This window comes from Harryflintia acetispora (assembly GCA_004340125.1).
GTDB classification, from domain to species: domain Bacteria; phylum Bacillota; class Clostridia; order Oscillospirales; family Ruminococcaceae; genus Harryflintia; species Harryflintia acetispora.
Genome location: SLUK01000001.1, coordinates 13,952 through 34,247 on the forward strand (window position 1 = coordinate 13,952; position 20,296 = coordinate 34,247).

Annotated in this window: 16 protein-coding genes; 8 read left to right on the plus strand and 8 right to left on the minus strand. The window is 61.3% G+C overall.

The genetic code is table 11. The features are described from left to right. Positions 1 to 3: 3 nt before the first annotated feature. Positions 4 to 957, minus strand: coding sequence for an ABC transporter permease (locus tag EDD78_RS00065; protein ID WP_341456002.1), 954 nt, complete (start codon positions 955 to 957; stop codon positions 4 to 6). A gap of 181 nt (positions 958 to 1,138) precedes the next feature. Next, positions 1,139 to 2,686, minus strand: coding sequence for an ABC transporter substrate-binding protein (locus EDD78_RS00070; RefSeq protein ID WP_132083331.1), 1,548 nt, complete (start codon positions 2,684 to 2,686; stop codon positions 1,139 to 1,141). A 336-nt stretch (positions 2,687 to 3,022) separates the two neighbouring features. Here EDD78_RS00070 and EDD78_RS00075 point away from each other — a divergent pair, with 336 nt between their 5' ends. From EDD78_RS00075 to EDD78_RS00085, 3 genes are read left to right on the plus strand one after another with little or no spacing between them, the layout of a single operon-like run. Next, positions 3,023 to 4,402: an MATE family efflux transporter gene (locus EDD78_RS00075; protein WP_079700150.1), complete on the plus strand. Its 1,380-nt coding sequence runs from the start codon at positions 3,023 to 3,025 to the stop codon at positions 4,400 to 4,402. Next, entirely contained in the window at positions 4,395 to 5,144 is a 750-nt protein-coding gene (locus EDD78_RS00080; RefSeq protein WP_132083333.1) for a TraX family protein, read from the plus strand. Before EDD78_RS00075 ends, EDD78_RS00080 begins: the two co-directional genes overlap by 8 nt. Positions 5,145 to 5,183: 39 nt before the next feature. Next, positions 5,184 to 5,765: a GNAT family N-acetyltransferase gene (locus tag EDD78_RS00085; RefSeq protein WP_132083335.1), complete on the plus strand. Its 582-nt coding sequence runs from the start codon at positions 5,184 to 5,186 to the stop codon at positions 5,763 to 5,765. Between the two features lie 81 nt (positions 5,766 to 5,846). Here EDD78_RS00085 and EDD78_RS00090 read toward each other — a convergent pair whose 3' ends face one another. The 3 genes from EDD78_RS00090 to EDD78_RS00100 all read right to left on the minus strand — a co-directional run bounded on the left by EDD78_RS00090 (position 5,847) and on the right by EDD78_RS00100 (position 9,878). Then, positions 5,847 to 6,023: a DUF4250 domain-containing protein gene (locus tag EDD78_RS00090; RefSeq protein ID WP_079700153.1), complete on the minus strand. Its 177-nt coding sequence runs from the start codon at positions 6,021 to 6,023 to the stop codon at positions 5,847 to 5,849. Positions 6,024 to 6,073: 50 nt separating this feature from the next. Then, entirely contained in the window at positions 6,074 to 9,256 is a 3,183-nt protein-coding gene (locus EDD78_RS00095; protein ID WP_132083337.1) for a UvrD-helicase domain-containing protein, read from the minus strand. Positions 9,257 to 9,317: 61 nt separating this feature from the next. Continuing rightward, a complete protein-coding gene (locus tag EDD78_RS00100) occupies positions 9,318 to 9,878 on the minus strand; it encodes a GrpB family protein (protein WP_242942205.1) in 561 nt (186 codons plus the stop codon). Between the two features lie 302 nt (positions 9,879 to 10,180). Here EDD78_RS00100 and hisC point away from each other — a divergent pair, with 302 nt between their 5' ends. From hisC to pap, 4 genes are all read left to right on the plus strand, one after another. Next, entirely contained in the window at positions 10,181 to 11,245 is a 1,065-nt protein-coding gene (gene hisC, locus EDD78_RS00105) for a histidinol-phosphate transaminase (RefSeq protein ID WP_286170644.1), read from the plus strand. Positions 11,246 to 11,828: 583 nt separating this feature from the next. Further along, on the plus strand, positions 11,829 to 12,623 hold the full coding sequence (locus EDD78_RS00110) for an alpha/beta hydrolase (protein WP_132083341.1): 795 nt from the start codon (positions 11,829 to 11,831) through the stop codon (positions 12,621 to 12,623). 9 nt (positions 12,624 to 12,632) lie between these two features. Continuing rightward, positions 12,633 to 13,826: an AI-2E family transporter gene (locus tag EDD78_RS00115; RefSeq protein WP_132083343.1), complete on the plus strand. Its 1,194-nt coding sequence runs from the start codon at positions 12,633 to 12,635 to the stop codon at positions 13,824 to 13,826. A 182-nt stretch (positions 13,827 to 14,008) separates the two neighbouring features. Then, on the plus strand, positions 14,009 to 15,496 hold the full coding sequence (gene pap / locus EDD78_RS00120; RefSeq protein WP_079700160.1) for a polyphosphate:AMP phosphotransferase: 1,488 nt from the start codon (positions 14,009 to 14,011) through the stop codon (positions 15,494 to 15,496). Between the two features lie 73 nt (positions 15,497 to 15,569). Here pap and ppk1 read toward each other — a convergent pair whose 3' ends face one another. Together ppk1 and EDD78_RS00130 are read right to left on the minus strand one after the other, a co-directional pair. Next, entirely contained in the window at positions 15,570 to 17,714 is a 2,145-nt protein-coding gene (ppk1, locus tag EDD78_RS00125; protein WP_286170672.1) for a polyphosphate kinase 1, read from the minus strand. 209 nt (positions 17,715 to 17,923) lie between these two features. Next, a complete protein-coding gene (locus EDD78_RS00130; protein ID WP_132083347.1) occupies positions 17,924 to 18,370 on the minus strand; it encodes a DUF3592 domain-containing protein in 447 nt (148 codons plus the stop codon). Positions 18,371 to 18,603: 233 nt separating this feature from the next. Here EDD78_RS00130 and EDD78_RS00135 point away from each other — a divergent pair, with 233 nt between their 5' ends. Then, entirely contained in the window at positions 18,604 to 19,704 is a 1,101-nt protein-coding gene (locus EDD78_RS00135) for a DUF362 domain-containing protein (protein ID WP_079700162.1), read from the plus strand. A gap of 48 nt (positions 19,705 to 19,752) precedes the next feature. Here the strand turns inward: EDD78_RS00135 and EDD78_RS00140 are convergent, their stop codons facing one another. Further along, complete coding sequence (locus tag EDD78_RS00140; protein ID WP_132083349.1) at positions 19,753 to 20,235, minus strand: VOC family protein; 483 nt, start codon at positions 20,233 to 20,235, stop codon at positions 19,753 to 19,755. Positions 20,236 to 20,296 lie beyond the last annotated feature (61 nt).

The window sequence follows — 20,296 nt, forward strand, 5'->3', positions numbered from 1 at the left end:
ATCTTAAAACAGCGCGTTCTCGCGGCTGAAGCGGCGCACGATTCCGTTGGAGACGAGCACCAGGATAAAGCCGACGAGCGACTGGTAGAAGCCCGCCGCCGAGGCCATGCCGATGTTGCCGATCTTGAGCAGCGCGCGGTAGACGTAGGTGTCGATGACGTTGGTGACGTCAAAGAGCGCGCCCGAATTCATCGGCACCTGGTAAAACAGGCCGAAGTTCGCATAAAAGACGTGCCCGATGTTGAGCAGCACAATGGTGATGATGGTCGGCATGAGGCAGGGAATGGTGATGCTGCATATCTGCCGCAGCTTGCCCGCGCCGTCGATCTCGGCGGCCTCGTAGAGCGCCCGATCGATCCCGGCGATCCCCGCGATATAGAGGATACACGAGTAGCCCACCGTCTTCCAGGTGTTGACGATAATCAAAATCGCCGGCCAGTACTTCTGCTCGGTGTACCACGCCACCGAATCCATCCCCAGCGGCTCGAGCAGGGACTTGTTGATCAGCCCGTTGTCCACGCTGAGGAAGGCGAAGACGATGTAGCTGACGATGATGATCGAGATCAAAAACGGGAAGAGGATGGCGCTCTGGTAAATCTTCTTGAGCCATTTGTTGCTTACCTCGCAGATAAAGATGGCAAAGGCGATCCCCAGCACCATGTTCACCAGGATAAAGGCGAGGTTGTAGAGCAGGGTGTTGCGGGTGATGACAAAGGCGTCGTTGGTGGCGAAGAGGAATTCAAAGTTTTTGAGCCCCACCCAGGGGCTGAGATAGATCCCGGTATCCACCCGGTACTTCTTGAAAGCCACCACCAGCCCGGTGATGGGGATATAGTTGTTGATGAAAAAGTATACCACGCCCGGCAGCATGAGCAGGTAGGCGGGCGCCCATTTTTTCAGTTTGTTGCGCCGCCGCTGCGCCTTGCGCTCGGGCGGCAGGGTGCTGCTTTGCTTCACCCGTGTCCCCTCCTTCTTTGCGGTTTACTCCGGGGCCCCGCGCGCGTCGCCGCAAGGCGCCTTTCCCGGCCCTGGGGCCCGGATACCGGCCCTCTTCGGCGCTCTCAAGGAGAAAGCTGCAGACTACCTGCAGCTTTCCCTTGAGAGCGCATCGGGCTCCACATTTTTAAACGTATAGGCTTTAGCCCTGTTTTTTCGCCAGCCACGCGTCGAGCTGCTCCTGCTTGGCCTGCATGATCTTCTCAAGCCCTGCCGCATAGAGCTCCTCGTTGAACTTGGGCAGCTCGGTTGCCGGGTCGACCGACCCGCTGCCGAGCGCGTAGACATACTTCTCACGCACCGAATTGAGGGTGGCCAGCTCGGTCTCGAACTCGACGCCGTTGAAGAGGAACCCATAGGCCAGGGACTTCTTCATCGTGCTGTTGTATTCGGTCATCACGTCCCACAGGTCGGCCGGGTTGCCCTCCCAGATTCCCGCCAGGAACTGGTTGGGGATTTCCCAACCGCGGTTCTGATGGTAGCCGACGGTGTCCATGTTGATCCCCTCGGGGAAGGCGATGAGGTTGTTCTCCGCCTTATTGGTGTAGACGAAATGCTTGCCCTCGATCCCCCAGTTCATCAGGTTGTTGAACTCGGCGCTGCCATAGACCCAATCCAGGAACTGCATGGCGCGCTCGGGGTCCTTGGAGTTGTGGGCAATGCTCCAGCCGTCGAGCACGGTGCCCATGTTCTTGATCGGCTCGTCGATGTTGAAGACCACGCACTCGAAGCCGGTGGCCTGCTCGGCCTCGACGTCGCGGTAGGGTTTGACCAGGTCGAAGTCGCAGAACAGGTTGCCCGCGCGCATCTGGGTGGTGCCGCTGTCGGTCGAGGTGGCCAGGTCCTTCTGCACATAGCCGGCCAGGTACCACTCGCGCATGAGCTCAACGCGCTCACGGTATTTGTCCGACTCGTACCAGTTGGAGACGGTGGAGTCGTTGACCGGGTCGAGCAGCACGCCGAACTCGCTGCCCAGGTTGTCGATCGAGCGCCCGTAGTGGATCGACGCCGGGGTGTAGGCGTAGTCGCCGCCGAAGACGGTCATGTCGGGATATTTTTCATGCACCGCCGCGAAGACCGGCGTCAGGTCGGAGAGGGTTTTGAGCTTTTCGGCGTTCTCCCCCACGTCCACGCCGGCGCCGTCGAGGATGTCCTTGCGCATGATGATGCCGCCCGCGTAGTCGCGCTCCTTGTTCATCGGGATGGCGTAGACGAAGTCGCCCATGCTGGCGATCTTCATCTCGTCCCCGTAGACCTCCTTGATGTTTTTGGCATACTTATCCAGCAGGGGGCCCAGGTCCTCGAGATATCCGTTGGCCACGTAGGAGACGACGTTCGACTGCACGCCGAGCGGGCAGACGTCCAGCGCCTCGTTGGAGGAGAGCATGAGCATCAGCTGGTTTTCATAGCTCGAGGGCACGGTGACGATGTTCAGGTTGACGTTCACCTCGGCGAGCGCCAGGTCCTTCATCGCCTGCTCGACCTCGGCCTGGTCGGGATAGTCCCCGCCCACGATGTACATGAAGGTCAGATCATACGGCTCCTCGGCCGCCTCGCCCCCGGCGCCCGCCGCCCCGGAGGAGCCCGCCTGTCCGCCCTCGGGGGCGCTCTCGCCCTTGCTCGAGCAGCCCGCAAAAGCGCTCGCCGCCATGACCGCCGTCAGAAGAAATGCCAGTATCCGTTTTTTCATACCGCTTTTCACTCCTCAAAAAACTGTCGCTGCGTTGACCCCCGGCCGTTCGGGGGTGTCCTTCGCGGGGCGGATCATCAAAATTCACAAATCCATCCGCCCCGATGTTTCAATTATAGGAAAGTCGCCGAAACGGGGCAAGCAAGAAAACGGACCTCTTATATAAAAAATCCGTTCTCTGCGTGCAGGCGTGTGCCGCGAGCGGATTCCCCCTCCGGAAAGCCGGGCAAAATGCCGTCCAAACCCCCGGTTGACATCCCCTTTAAAACCGCGTACAATGTACATTTACAGGCCTGTTTTGGCACTGAAAAATCCGCTTATAAAGGAGGCCCGTCCATGCGCCGCTTCTTCGTGCAGGAGGAGAATGGGATCACCGAGGGCGTCATCTGGAAACAGCTGCTCATCTTCTTTTTCCCCATCCTGTTCGGCACCTTCTTCCAACAGCTCTACAACACGGTGGACGCCGTCATTGTCGGCCGCTTTGTGGGCACCGAGGCGCTGGCCGCGGTCGGCGGCAGCACCAGCGTGCTGATCAACCTCCTGGTCAACCTCTTCGTCGGGATCTCCTCGGGCACCACGGTGGTGGTGGCCCAGCACTTCGGCGCGCAGAACCACGAGGCGGTCTCGCAGGCGGTACATACCTCCTTCGCGCTGGCCATCGTGGGCGGCGCGGGTCTGACGGTGCTCGGGATCGCGATCGCCCCGGCGGCGCTCGGCGCCATGGGCACTCCCGCCGACACGCTGGAGGGGTCGCTCACCTACATCCGGGTCTACTTTTTGGGGATCATCGCCTCGTTCATCTACAACGTCGGCTCGGGGATCCTGCGCGCGGTGGGCGACACCAAGCGCCCGCTCTACTTTTTGATCGTGGCCTGCCTGTGCAACATCGTTTTGGACGTCGTCTTCGTCGTCTTCCTGCGTCTGGGGGTGCTGGGGGTGGCGATCGCCACCCTGATCTCGCAGATTGTGAGCGCCGTACTGGTGGTCTTCGCGCTGCTCACCTCCACCCAGTCCTTCCATCTGTTTATCAAGCAGATCCGCTTTACCGGCCCCGTGCTGCGGCATGTCCTGAGCGTCGGGCTGCCCGCGGGGATCCAGTCCGATATGTACGCCATTTCGAACATCCTCATCCAGTTTTGCATCAACTCCTTCGGCACCAGCACCGTCGCCGCCTGGGCCGCCTTCGGCAAGGTGGACAGCCTGTACTGGATGATCAGCGGCGCCTTCGGGATCTCGATCACCACCTTCGTGGGGCAGAATTTCGGCGCGCGCAAGTATGATAGAATCAAGCGCAGCGTGCGGGTGTGCCTGGGGATGTCGTTCGGCACCACCGCGCTGATGAGCGTGCTGATGTGCCTGCTCTCCCGCTTCCTGCTGATGATGTTCACCGCCGACAGCGAGGTGCTACGCATCGGGATGGAGATCATGTGGATCCAGGTGCCCTTCTACTTCACCTACGTGTGCATCGAGGTGCTTTCGGGCGCCATCCGCGGGACCGGCGACTCGCTGATCCCCATGCTGATGACCTGTACGGGCATCTGCGTCATGCGGGTGGTCTGGATCTTCTGCGTGCTCCCCTTCAGAAGGGAGCTGAGCACGGTGGTGGCCAGCTATCCCATCACCTGGGCGATCACCTCCCTGCTCTTCATCGCCTACTACCTGCAGGGGGGCTGGCTGCGCCGGCGCATAGCGAAGCAGGGGCCGGCGCATGAATAAGAAAACGCTGACCGGGAACGAGCTCAAGGCCGTCGCCATGATTGCCATGACCGCCGATCACGTCATAAGCATCTTATATCCGGGCTATCCGGCAAACTGGTGGATCGTCCTGCTGCACATCATCGGCAGAATGGCGGCGCCCATCTTTTGGTTTTTTGTCGCCGAAGGCTACCATTACACGCACGACCAAAGAAAATACGCGGCGCGATTGCTCGCCTTCGCGGTTGTGGGGCATTTTGCCTACAATTTCGCCTTCGGCATCCCGTTCATCCCGTTTCAAACCTCCATATTCAATCAGACAAGCGTGATCTGGCCTTTGTTCTGGGGCCTGATCGCCCTCATCATCAATGACAGCGGCAAGCTGAAAAAGTGGCAAAAAACCCTTTTGATTCTGATCATCGCGGTGATCACCTTCTGCTCGGACTGGAGCTGTATCGCCGTACTGGCAATTCTGGAAATTGGAACAAACCGTGGGAATTTTAAAAGGCAGATGCTGGGCATGATGAGCTGGGTAGCGGTCTATGCCGTGGTCTATGCCGTTTTCATCAACCCGCTCTATGGCGCGATTCAGCTGTTCACGGCGCTGACGATCCCCCTGCTGGGCATGTATCATGGAGAACGCGGCAGCTGGAAGGGGATGAAATGGTTTTTCTACGCATATTATCCCCTTCATTTAATTGTCTGCGGATTGATCCGCATAGCGGCGCATGGAAACGTGGGCGTCATGATCGGCGGCCGGTAGCTTTCCCCGCCGGATCACCACCGAAGGAGGCTTCCTGTAATGAACGACTGCACCTTCCGCCTGGTAAGGAGCGAGGACGTCCCGGAAATCCTGTCCATCTATGCGCCGTATGTGCGGGACACGGCGATCACCTTTGAATACGAGCCGCCCTCCCTGGCGGAGTTTCAAAGGCGGGTAGCGGATATTTTTGCCGAATATCCCTACGTCGTCTGCCGGTCCGGGCAGAGGGTGATCGGCTACGCCTACGCCCACCGGCACATGGAGCGGGCGGCGTACCAGTGGAACGCGGAGCTGTCCGTCTACCTCGACCGGGGATTCCACGGGCGCGGGATCGGCAGGCGGCTGTACGAAATCCTGATTGGAATCCTCCGGCTGCAAAATGTGAAAAATGTTTACGGCGGGGTCACCTCCCCCAACGAAAAGAGCGAACGGCTGCACGAAGCCCTCGGCTTTGCAAGGCTGGGGACGTATCACAATGCCGGCTACAAGTGCGGCGGGTGGCACGACGTGTCCTGGTTTGAAAAATCCATCGGCGAACACGGGGATGAGCCCGCCCCCTTCGCCCCCATTCAAACGCTCGACGACGCCCTGATCGAGAAAATATTGAGCGGGCGCGCCTGATCCTTCGCCGGGCCCGCCAGACCCAGCGAAAAGCCGTGGCCGCCCCTCCCTTTGGGAGGGGCGGCCACGGCTTTTATCGGGCTATTTAAACTGGTTGGTGCGCCCGTCGTATTCATAACCGATCCCGCGCAGGGTGTCGCGCAGGCGGCCCTCGTCAATGCCGCACTCCTCGCACAGCGCGCCGAGATTTGGATAATAATCCCGCAGCCTGGTGTTGATCACCCCCAGCAGGATCACCGGATCCTTTGGCAGCTGCATGCGGATCACCTCCCCGTTTTATCCTGTGCCCGCCGGCGGGGTATTATGCTCTAAAACAGGCTCATCTGCCGCCCGAGCTCCAGCGCGCGGCGGCGCACCTCGGCTTTCCCCCGCACGCAGGGCCCGTCGGGCAGGCGGGGTAAAAATTCGGACGGCTCGCCGCTGTAGAGGACGAGCAGCTCGTCCTTCGCCCGGGTCAGCCCCACATAGAAGAGCCGGCGCTCCTCCGCCATATCGCAGTCCTTCCCTTTTAAGGGCAGCAGGTCCTTCTGCGCTCCGCACAGGAAGACCACCGGGAATTCCAAGCCCTTGGCCCCGTGCAGGGTGGAAAGATGCACCGCGTCCGGGGCATAGGCCCGGCCGCCGCTGCGCACCACGTCGCTCTCCCGCCCAAGCGCGAGGTTTAAAAGGAAATCTTCCAGCGTCTCGTAGAGCACCGCCGTGTTCTGCAGCCGCTCGAGCGCGGGATCAAAGATTTCCCGGCTGCGGCACCACAGCTCGAGCAGCGCGTCCGGGCGGCCCTTTCCGATCAGGGGGGCGAAGCGGGCGATCAGCTCCGCCAGGGCGCCCCCCTCCTCCTCGCCCTGCAGCAGGAGCGCCAGGCGCTCGGGGGTTTGCTCGCCCATGCGGTAGCGCCCGATAATCCCGTCGGCGCCCATGCTCTCGGCACGCAGCCAGCCGCGCAGGGACAGCAGGTCGTGCGGTTCCCAAAGGTAGCGCAAAAAGTCCAGCACCCGGCGCACCGGCTGCTCGGCGAGCAGTCCGTCCCGCCCCGCGACGACATAGGGAATCCCCTCCTTTTGCAGGCATTCCTCGATCAAAGCGGCCTGGCGATGGGTGCGGTAGAGCACCCCGATGTCCGAAAAACTGAGGTTCTCCCGGCTCTGTCCCTCCTTGGCGCCGTGCGCCTCGAGCATGTCCACGCCGCCGACCATCCGGCCGATCTCCTTGGCGATAAAGATCGCCTCGGAATAGGGATCCTCGGCCTTTAAAATGCGCACTTGCTCCCCGCTCTGGCGCTGCGGCCAAAGCCCGCGGGGCGGGCCGTCCGCCTCGATGAGCGGCAGTGCCGCGCCGAGAATCTCAGGGGTCGAGCGGTAGTTTTGGCGCAGCCGCACGGTGAGCGCGCCGGGGCGCTCCTGCAAAAAACGCTCGAAGCAGCGCGCCGAGGAGCCGCGGAAGCCGTAGATCGACTGATCCGGGTCCCCGATGGCAAAAATGCTCTTCGATTTCTGCCCCCAGCACTCGATCAGCCGGTACTGGGTGTCGCTGATGTCCTGGAACTCGTCGATCAGCAGATGGGTAAACCGGCTGTGCAGCTTCTTCGCCTGCCGCTCGTCCCCGAAGAGGGCCAGCGCGCGCAGCAGGATGTCGTCGTAATCCATCGCGCCGTACTGCGCGAGCGCGGCACAGTAGTCCTCAAAAACTCCGTCCGGCAGGGCATGCTTTTCCGGAAGGCCGTTTTTGCGCCGCGAGATGGCGTCGAGCAGGTCGCGGGCCTTCCCCTTGATCCCACGCACCCTTAAAATGTCCTCCACGAGGCCGAGCGCGCCGTATTCGTCCACCACCGCCGGGCGCTCAGTCTGTGGGATCAGCCCGAGCGAGATGGAATGGAAGGTGCCGATCTGCAAGGCATTCGCCGCCCGCTTCCCGAGCGTCTTTTGCAGCCGCTGCCGCATCTCCCCGGCCGCCTTGTTGGTAAAGGTGACGGCGGTGATCTCAGAGGGCTTCGCCCCCCGCTGCCCGATCAGCTCAGCCACCCGCCCGACGAGGGTGCGCGTCTTCCCGGTTCCGGGCCCCGCGATCACTGCCACCGCGGGAGCGGCGCTCGCGGCCGCCTCATGCTGCTCGGCGCTGAGCCCCTCGGGCCCCGGCGCTTCCCTGGCTGCCGCTTCCTTTGCCGCCGGGCGCGGCTCCGGCGTGTGCTCCCGTTTCTTTGGGGGCGCGGCGGCCTCCTCCCCGAAAAAGAAGAGCTGGCCGGTGAGCAGGCCGCGCTCGTGCTCGCTGAGGATCTGTACCCGTCCGTACTCCCCGTCGTAGCCGGGCCGCACCTCGACTTGCCCCGCGCGCAGGCGGCGCACCCCCTCGGCGACATAGCCGCCCGCGCACCGCTCGATCTCCCCGATCGGCGTCTCCCTCAGGATCTGAAACTCCGGCCCGAGCTGGCGCAGCAGGTAGTCATATTGCTTTTGCACCCGCACGCTGCCGCTGCCAAGGCCGGTGGAGGCCGCGATCACCTCGGGCAGCGGCACCAGGCTCTCGAAGGGCTTGGCTGCGGCGGGACGGTACCCCTCGGGCCGGTCCGCCAGCTCCTCGACCCGGTGGAGCACCCCCACCGTGATCCTGCTGCCGCAGACCGGGCAGCGCCCGCCCTGCTCGCCGGTCTCGGCCGGGCGCAGGCAGACGCCGCATTTGCGGTGCCCGTCGTAATGGTACTTCCCCTCCTCGGGGAAAAATTCGATGGTGCCGTAAAAGCCCTCGTGCCGCTCGCCGCCGATCGCTTGCCGCAGCGCGGGGTAGCTCATAGGGCAGGTGAGGAGGTTGCATTCCCGCCCGAGCTTTTGCGGAGAGTGGGCGTCCGAATTGGAGACGAGCAGGTAACGGTCCAAAGCACTCAGCCTCCAGTTCATCGGCGGGTCGGAACTGAGCCCCGTCTCGAGCGCATGGATTTCTCCTGTCAGGTCCCCGAAGCATTCCTCGATGGTGTCAAACCCCGAATAGGCCCCAAAGAGGGAGAAGTGCGGCGTCCAGATGTGCGCCGGGATAAAGACTGCCTCGGGGCAGACGTCCAGCGTGATTTCCAACAAGTCCTGGCTGCTCAGCCCCAGGATCGGCCGCCCGTCCGAATGCAGGTTGCCGATCGCCTCCAGCCTGTGCGAGAGGGACGCGGCTGCTTCCAGCGAGGGGAGCAGGATGAGGTTATGGACCTTGCGCACCCGCCCGCCCTGCTTATAGATCGAGCTGATCTCCCCGCTGACGACGAAGCGCGGCTCCTCCCCCTCGCCCGCGACCCCGGCCGGCAGGCGGTATTCCTCCCTCAGGGTATAGAGCCCCTCCTCGGCGGGGCGCAGTTTTTCGTAAAGCTCCGCCCGCCAGCCCGGGTGGGTGAAGTCCCCGGTGCCCAAAAGGTGGATCCCCTTGCGCCGCGCGTGGCGATCCAGCGCCTCGGGCGCACAGTCCCGGCTGGTGGCCCGCGCGTAGTGGGAGTGGATATGTAAATCTGCGATCAGCATTGTCTGGCTCCTTTCTTCCCGGAGTCGGGGCCCATGGGCTTACCGTCCTCCCGGCGGCCCCTTAAGCCTTCCGGGCGTTCATGCGGGCGATGATTTCTGCCACCACTTTTGTCTTGGCGTCGGCATAGTCCTGTACGTATTTCCAGGTTTTTTGGGCAAGCTCCCGCTTGGTGCGCGCGTAGAGGTCCCGGTCGGCAGGGTGGCTTCGCAGCCAGTCGCGAAAGGCGAGCATACGCTCCGCCTCCTCGCAGCCGAGCGAAAACACATGCAGGTTGACCGGAGGATTTGTGCCCTTAAACATCCTATGCCCGTACCAGTCCGGCTCCCGGATCCGGAAGATGTAGCCCGCGCGCTCGAGCAAGCCGGCATAGTCCTCCTCCCTGGCCGCGTTTTCGACCAGCAGCAGGATATCCAGGATCGGCTTCGCGCACAGTCCCGGCACCGACGTGGACCCCACATGTTCGACAGCAAGCGCACGCGGGCCCAGCGCGCCGCGAATTTTCTCCTCCTCGCGCCCGAACCCGGCGGGCCAGCTCTTGTCGTACTCGCACAGGCTGATCTGCCCGTTGTGCACCGTGGCGCCGCCGATGGTGACCTTGTTTAAATACTCCTCCGTGCTCACAGTTGCCCTCCCCCTTATTATGATTTTCCTATCTTCCATCTTAGCACACCGGAGAGCTTCGCACAATGCCGGAGCGCCGCCTTGACAAAAGGGCGGCGCATGATTAAAATGAAGGAAGTGCAAAGGGGCACGCAGGGAAAGCGCAGGCTTTCCGGCGTGCTCCTTTATTTTTTTGAAGGGGCGGGATGGATCGCAAACGCGCCGTGTATGATAACGCGGGAGAGGGGCAAACTTTCGACTATGAAGGCTCCTCCGCTAACCTGGCCGCCCGCAAAACAGCCGATAGAAAGGATTGATGAACCGTGAGCAGATTTTTAATCGACCGCTTTCAGGGGATGGAGGGCTACCAGCTCGGCGAGCAGCCCAAGAACCGGGAGTACATCAAGCTCAACGCCAACGAATCCCCTTTCCCGCCCTCGCCCCTGGTGCTCGCCTCGGTCACCGGGGAGCTCCAGCGCGCCCAGCGCCTCTACCCCGATCCGGCCTGCACCGAAATCCGCCGGGAGGTCGCAAGGCTCTACGGTCTGCCGATGGAAAAGATCTTTTGCGACGCGGGGTCGGATGTGATCCTCGGTTACGCCATCCAGGCCTTCGGCGGCAGGGGGTGCCCCGTCTGCTTCCCGGACGTGACCTACAACTTTTATAAGGTTTGCTGCCGCACCTTCGGCGTTCCCTTTCACGAGGTGCCGCTACGCGAGGACTTTCAGCTCGCGGTCGAAGACTACCGGGGGCGCAGGGGCTGCGTCTTTATCCCCAATCCCAACGCCCCCACCGGCCTGACGCTGACCCTGGAGCAGATTGAGCGGCTGCTCGCGCAGGATCGCGACCGCCTGGTGCTGATCGACGAGGCCTACGTCGATTACGGCAACGAGAGCTGCATCCCCCTCACCGTGCAATATGACAACCTTCTGGTGGTGCACACCCTCTCCAAGGCATATTCCCTGGCGGGCGCGCGCGTCGGCTTCGCGGTGGGCAGCGAAGCGGTGATCAAAGACCTTAACGCGCTCAAGGATTCCTTCAACCCAGACAGCATTTCCACCCTCTCTCATGCGGCGGGGGCCGCCGCGCTGCGGGACCAGGCGTATATGCGCCGGTGCGTGGGCGCTGTGATGGAGACCCGCGACTGGCTCAAAGAGGAGCTGCGTGCGCTCGGGTTCACCCTGACCGACTCGCACACCAGCTTCCTGCTCGCCTCCCCCAAGGGGATCAGCGCGCCGGAGTACGCCAAAAAATTGCGCGAGCGGGGGATCCTCATCCGCTACTACCCCCAGCCGAGGATCGATGGCTACGTGCGCATCTCGATCGGCAGCCGGGAGCAGATGGAGCACTTTTTACAGGCTACCAAAGAAATCCTCGCCGCGCTCTGACGGCAGGCCGGGGAAACCCCTTGATAGGGTTTCCCCACGCAAAAACCTCCCACAGGGAGCTTTTTGCTCCCCTTCCTGATCTTTGGGAGGATTTGCGGCCGCGGGTGTCAGTACCCCGGAAAAGACCGCGGGCTCCGCCCGCACCCGCTCAAGGGTTGTAAACCCTTGAGAATCCCAATCTTTTTTGAAGAGAGGGGCCCGACGTCTTAAAAGACGTCCGGGGAAGCGGCAGAGCTTTTCGGAATGAAAATTTTTTTCAGGTCCGAGAGGCGCGCCGCTCGCAGAGCGGGCATGCGCCCAACTGCCCTCTTTGGACTCCAAAGTCCGGATTGCGGAAAAGCGCGGTGGAAATTCCACCGCGCTTTTTTGTGCGCAGCGTAAAGTGCCGTATTGTAAATGCTGATCGACCAAATGCGGGCTGGAAATTGCCGCCTCGCATACCGGTTTCCCGCGCGAATTGGGAGCGGCAGCCTGCCGCCCTTTTTCACAGTGGGGACACAATTTCTTTGGGGCGAGTTTACAAGTGCCCGCCCAAGCTGGTATAGTATAGGCATGAGAGATCAAAGATAAATGAGGAGACGTTATGTCACTGTTTACATGCAACTTTTTCAGCAAAATCCTGATGACCCCCACCCGGGTCAACGTCTGCCTGCCCTCGCCGGGCAGCAGCGAAACGCTGACGCAAAGCCTCGATATGCTCTACGCCAAAAGGGAGCCCCTCCGGGCGCTCTACCTGCTGCACGGGATGAACGGGGACGAAAGCGCCTGGCTGCGCAAGACCAACGTCGAGCGCTACGCCCAGCGCCACAATCTCGCGCTCATCATGCCGCACGGGGAGAACGGCTTTTACATTGACATGGCGCACGGCGCGCAGTGGTTTACTTATCTCACCGAGGAGCTCCCCCGCTTTATCGGCGCCTCCTTCCCGGTGTCCTCCCGGCGGGAGGACACCTACATCGCCGGGCTTTCGATGGGCGGCTACGGCGCCTTCAAGGCGGCGATGACCTATCCGCAGCGCTACGCCGCCTTCGGCTCCTTCTCGGGAGCGCTCGACATCGAGGCGGTGGCCGCCGCCGCAAAGGGGCAGGGGCTCGAGCGCCAGGCACAGGACGTCTTTGGCGGGAAGCCCATCGCCGGGAGCGAAAACGACCTCTTCGCGCTGACCGGGCGGGCGATGGCGTCCGGGAATAAACTCCCGCGCGCCTACCTGTCCTGCGGGGACGCGGACGAGGCCTGCTACTCGATGAACCTCAAGATGCGCTCCTTTTTGCTGGAGCGCTCCTACCCCCTCACCTGGTGCAAGGTGCCGGGCGGGCGGCACGACTGGGACGTATGGGAGGCGCAGATCCAGCGCTTCCTCGACTGGCTGGACCAATAAGGAGACGATATGCAACTGGACAAACAGACCTTTCAGCGGCTGCTGCTGTTGGTGGCCTTCGGAGTGGGGCTCTACTGGGGGCTGCAAAACCTCGACGACCTCGGCGCCTTTCTCGGGGTGCTGCTGGGGCTGGTCATGCCCTTCCTCATCGGCGGATGCGTGGCCTTCATCCTCAACGTGCCGATGCGCGCCCTCGAACGGGCGCTCTTTGCGCGGTATGAAAAATCCAAATCGCGCCCCGGCCGGATCGCCTACAAGCTGCGCCGGCCGCTGAGCCTGGTACTCACCATCCTGCTGGTGCTGGGCGTCATCGCGGTGGTGCTCTTCCTCATCCTGCCCGAGGTGGGGCGCAGCCTCGGCATGCTCGCGGCGAATATCCCACCCTTCATCGAGCGGGCGACACAGCTCCTGCAGCAGTATTCCGACCAGGTCCCCCTGATTTCCTCCTGGCTCTCGTCGCTCGAGCTGGACTGGTCGGGAATCGTCAAAAGCACCTGGGATTTCCTGCAAAACGGGGCGGGCACCCTGCTCGGCTCGGTGATGGGCGCGGCGATGTCCATCCTGGGCGGGCTGCTCACCGCCGTATTGGCGGCCGTCTTCTCGGTCTATATCCTGCTGCAAAAGGAAAAGCTGGGCGCGCAGTGCAAAAAGCTGCTCTACGCCTTCCTGCCGCAGGAGCGCGCCGGCCAGGCCCTTTCGATCGCGGCGCTCTCGAGCCGCACCTTCGCCAGCTTCCTCTCGGGGCAGTGCCTTGAGGCGGTGATTTTGGGCTGCCTCTTCTTCATCGCAATGAGCGTGCTGCGCTTCCCCTATGCGCTGATGATCAGCGTGCTGGTGGGCTTTACCGCGCTGATCCCCCTCTTCGGGGCCTTCATCGGCTGCGCGGTGGGCGCGTTCATGATTTTGATCATCGACCCCATGCGCGCGCTCTGGTTCGTCATTCTCTTCTTGGTACTCCAGCAGATCGAGGGGAACCTCATCTATCCCAAGGTGGTGGGCGGCTCGGTCGGGCTGCCCTCGATCTGGGTGCTGGTGGCGGTGACCATCGGCGGCAGCACCATGGGGATCGCGGGGATGTTGCTCTTCATCCCGCTGTGCTCGGTGCTCTACGCGCTGCTGCGCAGGACGGTCTATGAGCGGCTGCAAAAGAAGGAGGTCCCGCCCGGGGAATGGGAGTCCCCTCCGGGCAGCGGGACAAAGTGACGGGAAATCCCAACAATAATTGTGGAACCCGGTAGCTGTTCAAACCGGGGCGAAAGGTGTAAAATAAAGGAAAAGGGCCTTTGCCCCCGATCAGGAGGAGTTTTGCACCTTGGCGGTCTGACAACCGCCATTTCGGCAAAGCCGAAGCCGGCGCGGCTCCCAGGAAAGGAATGGTCATAACAATGCTCGAACATGTGGACCTGCAACGAAAGATGACGAAGGTGGAATACCGCATGGACACCGACGTGCTCAAACGGGAGCTCGCCCTGCTGCAGCACACCCTCAAGGACAAGGGCCTCCCGGTGATCGTCCTGTTCGAGGGATGGGGCGCCGCGGGGAAGGGCAGCCTCATATCGGACATGATTCTCACGCTGGACCCGCGCAGCTATAAGGTGTTTTCCACCGTCTCCCCCACCGCCGAGGAGCGGCGCCGCCCCTGGCTGTGGCGGCACTGGTGCAGGATCCCCGAGCGCGGGCGGATCGCGGTGTTCGACCGCAGCTGGTATCCCGAAACCTCGATCGAGAGGATCGAGGGGAACCTCAGCGAGGCGCAGGCCAAGCGGCGGCTGGAGAGCGTCAACCGCTTTGAGCGGCAGCTGACCGACGACGGATACCTGGTGATCAAGTTCTTTCTGCACATCTCGCAGAAGGAGCAGAAAAAGCGGCTCAAAAAGCTCTCCGAGTCCAAGGAGACCCAGTGGCGCGCCACCAGGCAGGACTGGGAGCGCAACGAAAAATACGAGGAATATTATAAGGTTTTCGACGAGATGCTCGAGGCCACCGACACCGAGTGCGCCCCCTGGCACCTCATCGGCTGCACCGACCGGCGCAGCGCGCTGAGCGAGGTCTACCACATCATGGTGGACTCGATCCGCCAGGCGCTGGCCGAGGGGGAGGAGAGGAAGGCGGCCGCGCCCAAGCAGGACGGAAAGATCGACCCCGGCCCCTTCTCGCTGGTGAAAATCCCCAGTCTGCGCGAGGTCAGCCTCGACAAGACGGCGCCGGAAAACTACAAGGAGCTGCTGAAGGAAAAGCAGGAGCACCTGCGCGCCATCCACAACCGCCTCTACTTACAGAAAGTCCCGGTGGTCATCGTCTACGAAGGCTGGGACGCCGCCGGCAAGGGCGGGAACATCAAGCGCCTGGCCGCGGCGCTCGACCCGCGCGGCTACGAGGTGGTCCCCATCGCCGCGCCCACCCCGACCGAGCTCAGTCACCACTACCTCTGGCGGTTCTGGGAGGGGGTGCCCAAGGACGGGCACGTCGCCATCTTCGACCGCAGCTGGTACGGCCGGCTGATGGTCGAGCGGATCGAGGGCTTCTGCACGCCGGAAGAGTGGCACCGGGCTTACCGGGAGATCAACGAATTTGAAAAGGAGCTCTTCGACCGGGGCGCGATCCTCTTAAAATTCTGGATCCACATCGACAAGGACGAGCAGCTGCGCCGCTTCAACGACCGGGAGAACACCCCCGAGAAGCGCTGGAAGATCACCGACGAGGACTGGCGCAACCGCGAAAAGTGGGACCAGTACGAGATCGCGGTGGACGACATGCTGCGCTACACCTCCACCGACTTCGCCCCCTGGACCATCGTGGAGTCCCAGGACAAGAAGCTCGCCCGGCTCAAGACCCTGGATACCGTGATCGCCGCGGCGGAAAACCGGCTGTAAACCGCTATATAAGAAATAAGGGCTGGAACCCCCCCGGGGTTCCAGCCCTTTTATTTTGAATAGACCGGGAGCGCTACCGCTTGCGCGCCCTGCCGCCCAGCCGGTCGAGCAGGCCGCGCAGCCGGCCGCCGAAGGCCTGCGGCTGGCCCTCCTCCTCAAAGGGGGCGGCGAAGTACTCCTGCAGGTATATCTGGCTCTCCAGCGCCGCCTCGTCCCCTGTGCGCGGGGGCTTGACGTAGCTCCCGTCCGGGAGCATATCCCAGGCCTTGACGTTGTCCCGCCGGAACGCGTCGAGGATTTCCAGTACCCGCGCGCGCAGGTCGGGGGAGCGCACCCCGGCAAAAACCTCCACCCGCCGGTGGGTGTTGCGGTTGAGTAGGTCGCCCGACCCGATATAGATCTGCTGCCGGGACCCCCTGCCGAAGACGAAGATGCGCGAGTGCTCGAGATACCGGCCCACCACGCTGCGAACTGTCAGGAGGTCGGTGTAGCCCTCCACCCCCGGGCGGATGCAGCAGATCCCGCGGATGAACAGCTCGATCTGCACCCCGGCTCTTGAGGCCTCGACGAGCTTCTCCATGACCTCCATGCAGTTGAGGGAATTGACCTTGATCCCGACGTAGCCCTCGCCCCCCGCCTTCTGGATGGCGATCTCCTCGTCGATGGCGCAGAGCACCTTGTCGAGGTAGCAGTTCGGCGCGGCCCAGAGGGTGCGGGTGCGCTCGACCGTCTCGCCCATGCACAGGGCGCCGAAGATGTCGTTTGCGTCCTGCCCGACCGTCTCGTCCGAGGTGATCAGGCACAGGTCGGTGTACAGCTCGGCGGTCTTTTCGTTGTAGTTTCCGGTGCCAATCTGGGTCAGGTGGACGATCTTGCCGTGCACCTTGCGGGTGATGAGACAGAGCTTGGCGTGCACCTTGTAGTCGCTGAGCCCATAGATCACGGTGCACCCGGCGTCCTCGAGGAGCTTGGCGTAGTCGATGTTGCTCTGCTCGTCGAAGCGCGCGCGCAGCTCAAGCACACAGAGCACCTCCTTGCCCCGCTCGGCCGCCGCGCAGAGCGCCGAGGCGATCCGGCTGCGGTTAGCCAGGCGGTAGAGGGAAATCTTGATCGAAACCACCGTCGGGTCCTCCGCCGCGGCGTAGAGCAGGTCGATGAAGGGCTTCATGCTCTGGAAGGGGTAAGAGAGCAGCACGTCGTGCTCGGTACAGTATTTGATGGCGTCCCGCTTGGAAAAATCGATCGGCAGCGAGGGGCGCAGCTCGCGAAAGCTCAGGTCCTTGCGGGAGAGATTGAGGTTCCCCGGCAGCGAGAAGCCGAAGGAGAAGTCCAGCGGAATCCCGCTGACCATGATGTGGTCGGACGCGATCCCCAGCCGCTTGCACAGATGCCGGCGCAGCCGCTCGCTGGGGGCCTGCGCCAGCTGGGCGCGCACGATCGAGAGGCGCCGGCGCTTTTTTAAGAGCTCCTGCATGATCCCGCGGAAGTCCACGTCGTAGTCGAACAGCCCCTCGTTGACCGAGATGTCGGCGTTGCGGGTGACCCGCAGGATGTTCTTCTCCACGATCTCATACTTCGAGTAGAGCTTCTGCGCGAAGTGGCAGACGATGTCGGCGGTGAAGACCACCTTCTGGCGGTTGTCCACGCTGAACACAAAATACTGCGGCAGGTGGGAGACCGGGACGATCCCCAGCTTGATCACCTCATCCTTGGCGGCGAACAGGGAGATGACGTATTGCTCCTTGCTCTTCAAAAAGGGGAAGGGGTGGTGCCGGTCGATGATCTGCGGGGAGAGCAGGGGCAGGATGTCCTCCAAAAAATACTTCTGGGCGATCAGCTCCTCGACCTGGTTGATCCTGTGCACGTCAACCAGGTCCACCCCCAGCTCCTTGAGCTGCTGGCGGATCACCCCATAGGCGCTCTCGCACAGCGGCGCGAAGGAGGCCACCTTCTCGATGATGGCTGCAATCTGCTCGTCGGCGTTCATCCCGGTCTTGTCGTCCGTCTTCTGCGCGTCGAGCAGGCTCTGGTCGGTCAGCGACCCGACCCGCACCATGAAAAATTCGTCGAGGTTGGAAAAATAGATCGCCTCGAACTTCAGCCGCTCGAAGAGGGGGACCGCGTCGTCGAGCGACTCGAGCAGCACCCGCTTGTTGAATTCCAGCCAGCTGAGCTCCCGGTTGACAAAAAGGGATTTGGGCAATGCCGTACCCATCATATCGTCCAATAGAAAAGCCTCCCCTGCGCCTGGCGCAACCGTGTTACCAGTATTATACCAGCATCCCTGTCCGGGAACAAGCGCTCACGGGCCGTTTTCGCCGGAGATTTCCCAAGCGGGCGTAAGCGAAAGAACCCCTACACTTTTTCAGTGTAGGGATTCTCCGGCTTGAATTGCATTGTGCCAAGAAGGCATACTGCTCTAAAGGGTCACAACCGGGGCCGGCAAAATATGATGCCAAGAACCATGCACAAAATGCCAACCCCTAATGTAATAGATGGGATTATGATGCCAGCTATGCTGGAAGACCAGCTCAAATAGTCGGCCTCAGCAGACCAGCGCACCATCATTGTATCACCTATGTCATATTGTTTGTAGGTTTCGTAATCCATTCCAACATTGGATGTCTTTCTCATTTCTCTGTTATCAAATTTGAAAGAAAACACTGGATAATAGCTGGTTTCCCGCTGCTGATGTCCCATAGAATCTTCAGCGGTAGTATAAGATTCTTCCCAATCTACAATAAGGCCCTCTATATCCACACCATTTTTGCGCAATTGCACCTCATACATCAGAAAAATTCCGCCGATTGCACCAACAAAAAGACCCATAAAAATAAGCACTATCATCAGGCCAATGGAACCCCTTTTTTTCATTTCCTTCACCACCTTTTTGAGGAGATTGTATCAATAATCTCATTTTCGCCTAAGGTGACTTGCAACCTTACTATATACTATCATATCGGCTTGTTCTTCTCAAGGCCATCTGGCAGAATCACACGCTATCTTCAATAAGGATACAAACAGATTCTTCTTCCTTTTTTTGGCCCGTTATAGTATAATTGTGTTATGCAGCTGAACGCTATCCCAGTGTCAAAAAGGAGGACATCATGAAGAAGTCCAAGGTCTATTTTACCAACCTTCGCACCCGCGAAGGGCACAATCTCCTGCAGAAGCTGGAGCAACTCGTCAAGGAGGCGGGGATCGAGCAGATCGACTTTGAAAACAAATTTACCGCTATCAAAATCCATTTTGGCGAGATCGGCAACCTTGCCTATCTGCGCCCGAACTATTCCCGGGTTCTGGTGGACCTTGTCAAGGCGCATGGCGGAAAGCCCTTCCTCACCGATTGCAACACCCTCTACGTCGGCCAGCGCAAGAACGCGCTGGACCACATGGACACCGCCTATCAAAACGGCTATAACCCCTTTGCCACCGGCTGTCACGTCATCATTGCCGACGGGCTCAAGGGAACCGACGAGGAGTTGGTGCCAATCAGTGGCGAATATGTCAAGGAGGCCAAGATCGGCCGGGCGATCATGGACGCGGATGTGTTCATCTCGCTGAACCACTTTAAGGGCCACGAGGCGACCGGTTTCGGCGGCGCGCTCAAAAATATCGGGATGGGCTGCGGCTCCCGCGCGGGCAAGATGGAGATGCACTCCTCCGAAAAGCCCTTCGTGGACCGGGAGCTCTGCATCTCCTGCGGCGCCTGCAAAAAGAGCTGCGCGCACGATGCCATCTCCTTCCCGCAGAAGAAGGCCCAGATCGACCACGACAGGTGCGTGGGCTGCGGAAGGTGTATCGGTGTCTGCCCGGCCGACGCGGTACAGCCGATGAACGACGAGACCAACGACATTCTCAACAAGAAGATCGCCGAATACACCCTCGCGGTGCTCAAGGGCCGTCCGAACTTCCATGTCAGCCTGGTCATCGACGTTTCCCCCTTCTGCGACTGCTATGAGCTCAACGACCTGCCGATCATCCCGGACGTGGGGATACTCGCCTCCTTCGACCCGGTGGCGCTCGACCGCGCCTGCGTGGACCTGTGCAACCAGCAGCCGGTGATCGAGGGGAGCTACTTGGGGGAACGCCCGCACGAGCACGACCGCTTCTGCTGCACCCATCCCGAGACCAACTGGCAGGTGGGGCTGGACTACGCCGAGCAGATCGGTCTGGGCACCCAGGACTACGAGCTGATCGAAATCTAATGTGCAAAAAGAAGCGCCGGAAACTCCGGCGCTTCTTTTCATGAGTGCTTAATCCTTTTCGTTTTCCAGCTGCAGGCTAAGCTGGCGCACTATTTCGGGCGGGAATTGGGAGCGCGCGCAGGTCTCCTCCACGCTCAGTCCCATCCTGAGAAAGCGCTTGACGACGAATTCCATGCTCTCGCCGATCTCGACGATGTGTTTGTCCAGGTCATAAAACCGGAAGGTCCTCTGGCCCCAGGGACATTCCTGCAACCCGTGCAGCAGCTCGATCCCGGGATAAGCCTTCACCTTCTCAAAAATCTTTTCGATCTCGTCCTCCTCGAAGTAGATCTCGGTGTTGTGGGAGCGGACCACCCGGCTGGCCGGGTCGAGCCCCACCAGCTCGCAAAAGCCCTCCTGAAACGTGAGTCCCCGCTCGAAGGACAGATTGGTGCCAAAGTCGAACATTACCTTCTGGCCCAGCACCTCTTCATAAAACTTACGTGCGCGGCGAATGTCCTCCACCGCGAACAACGCACCCTGATACAGCATATCTCTACCATTCCTTTCCCGGAAGCGATCAGCCTCCCCTTTATCATTAGGATACCCCAAA

Bases quoted from the DNA above. Each gene is read 5' to 3' on its own strand.
- EDD78_RS00070 (WP_132083331.1), bottom strand. From the start codon at position 2,686: ATGAAAAAACGGATACTGGCATTTCTTCTGACGGCGGTCATGGCGGCG.
- EDD78_RS00075 (WP_079700150.1), top strand. From the start codon at position 3,023: ATGCGCCGCTTCTTCGTGCAGGAGGAGAATGGGATCACCGAGGGCGTC.
- EDD78_RS00080 (WP_132083333.1), top strand. From the start codon at position 4,395: ATGAATAAGAAAACGCTGACCGGGAACGAGCTCAAGGCCGTCGCCATG.
- EDD78_RS00085 (WP_132083335.1), top strand. From the start codon at position 5,184: ATGAACGACTGCACCTTCCGCCTGGTAAGGAGCGAGGACGTCCCGGAA.
- EDD78_RS00090 (WP_079700153.1), bottom strand. From the start codon at position 6,023: ATGCAGCTGCCAAAGGATCCGGTGATCCTGCTGGGGGTGATCAACACC.
- EDD78_RS00095 (WP_132083337.1), bottom strand. From the start codon at position 9,256: ATGCTGATCGCAGATTTACATATCCACTCCCACTACGCGCGGGCCACC.
- EDD78_RS00110 (WP_132083341.1), top strand. From the start codon at position 11,829: ATGTCACTGTTTACATGCAACTTTTTCAGCAAAATCCTGATGACCCCC.
- EDD78_RS00115 (WP_132083343.1), top strand. From the start codon at position 12,633: ATGCAACTGGACAAACAGACCTTTCAGCGGCTGCTGCTGTTGGTGGCC.
- pap (WP_079700160.1), top strand. From the start codon at position 14,009: ATGCTCGAACATGTGGACCTGCAACGAAAGATGACGAAGGTGGAATAC.
- ppk1 (WP_286170672.1), bottom strand. From the start codon at position 17,714: ATGATGGGTACGGCATTGCCCAAATCCCTTTTTGTCAACCGGGAGCTC.
- EDD78_RS00130 (WP_132083347.1), bottom strand. From the start codon at position 18,370: ATGAAAAAAAGGGGTTCCATTGGCCTGATGATAGTGCTTATTTTTATG.
- EDD78_RS00135 (WP_079700162.1), top strand. From the start codon at position 18,604: ATGAAGAAGTCCAAGGTCTATTTTACCAACCTTCGCACCCGCGAAGGG.
- EDD78_RS00140 (WP_132083349.1), bottom strand. From the start codon at position 20,235: ATGCTGTATCAGGGTGCGTTGTTCGCGGTGGAGGACATTCGCCGCGCA.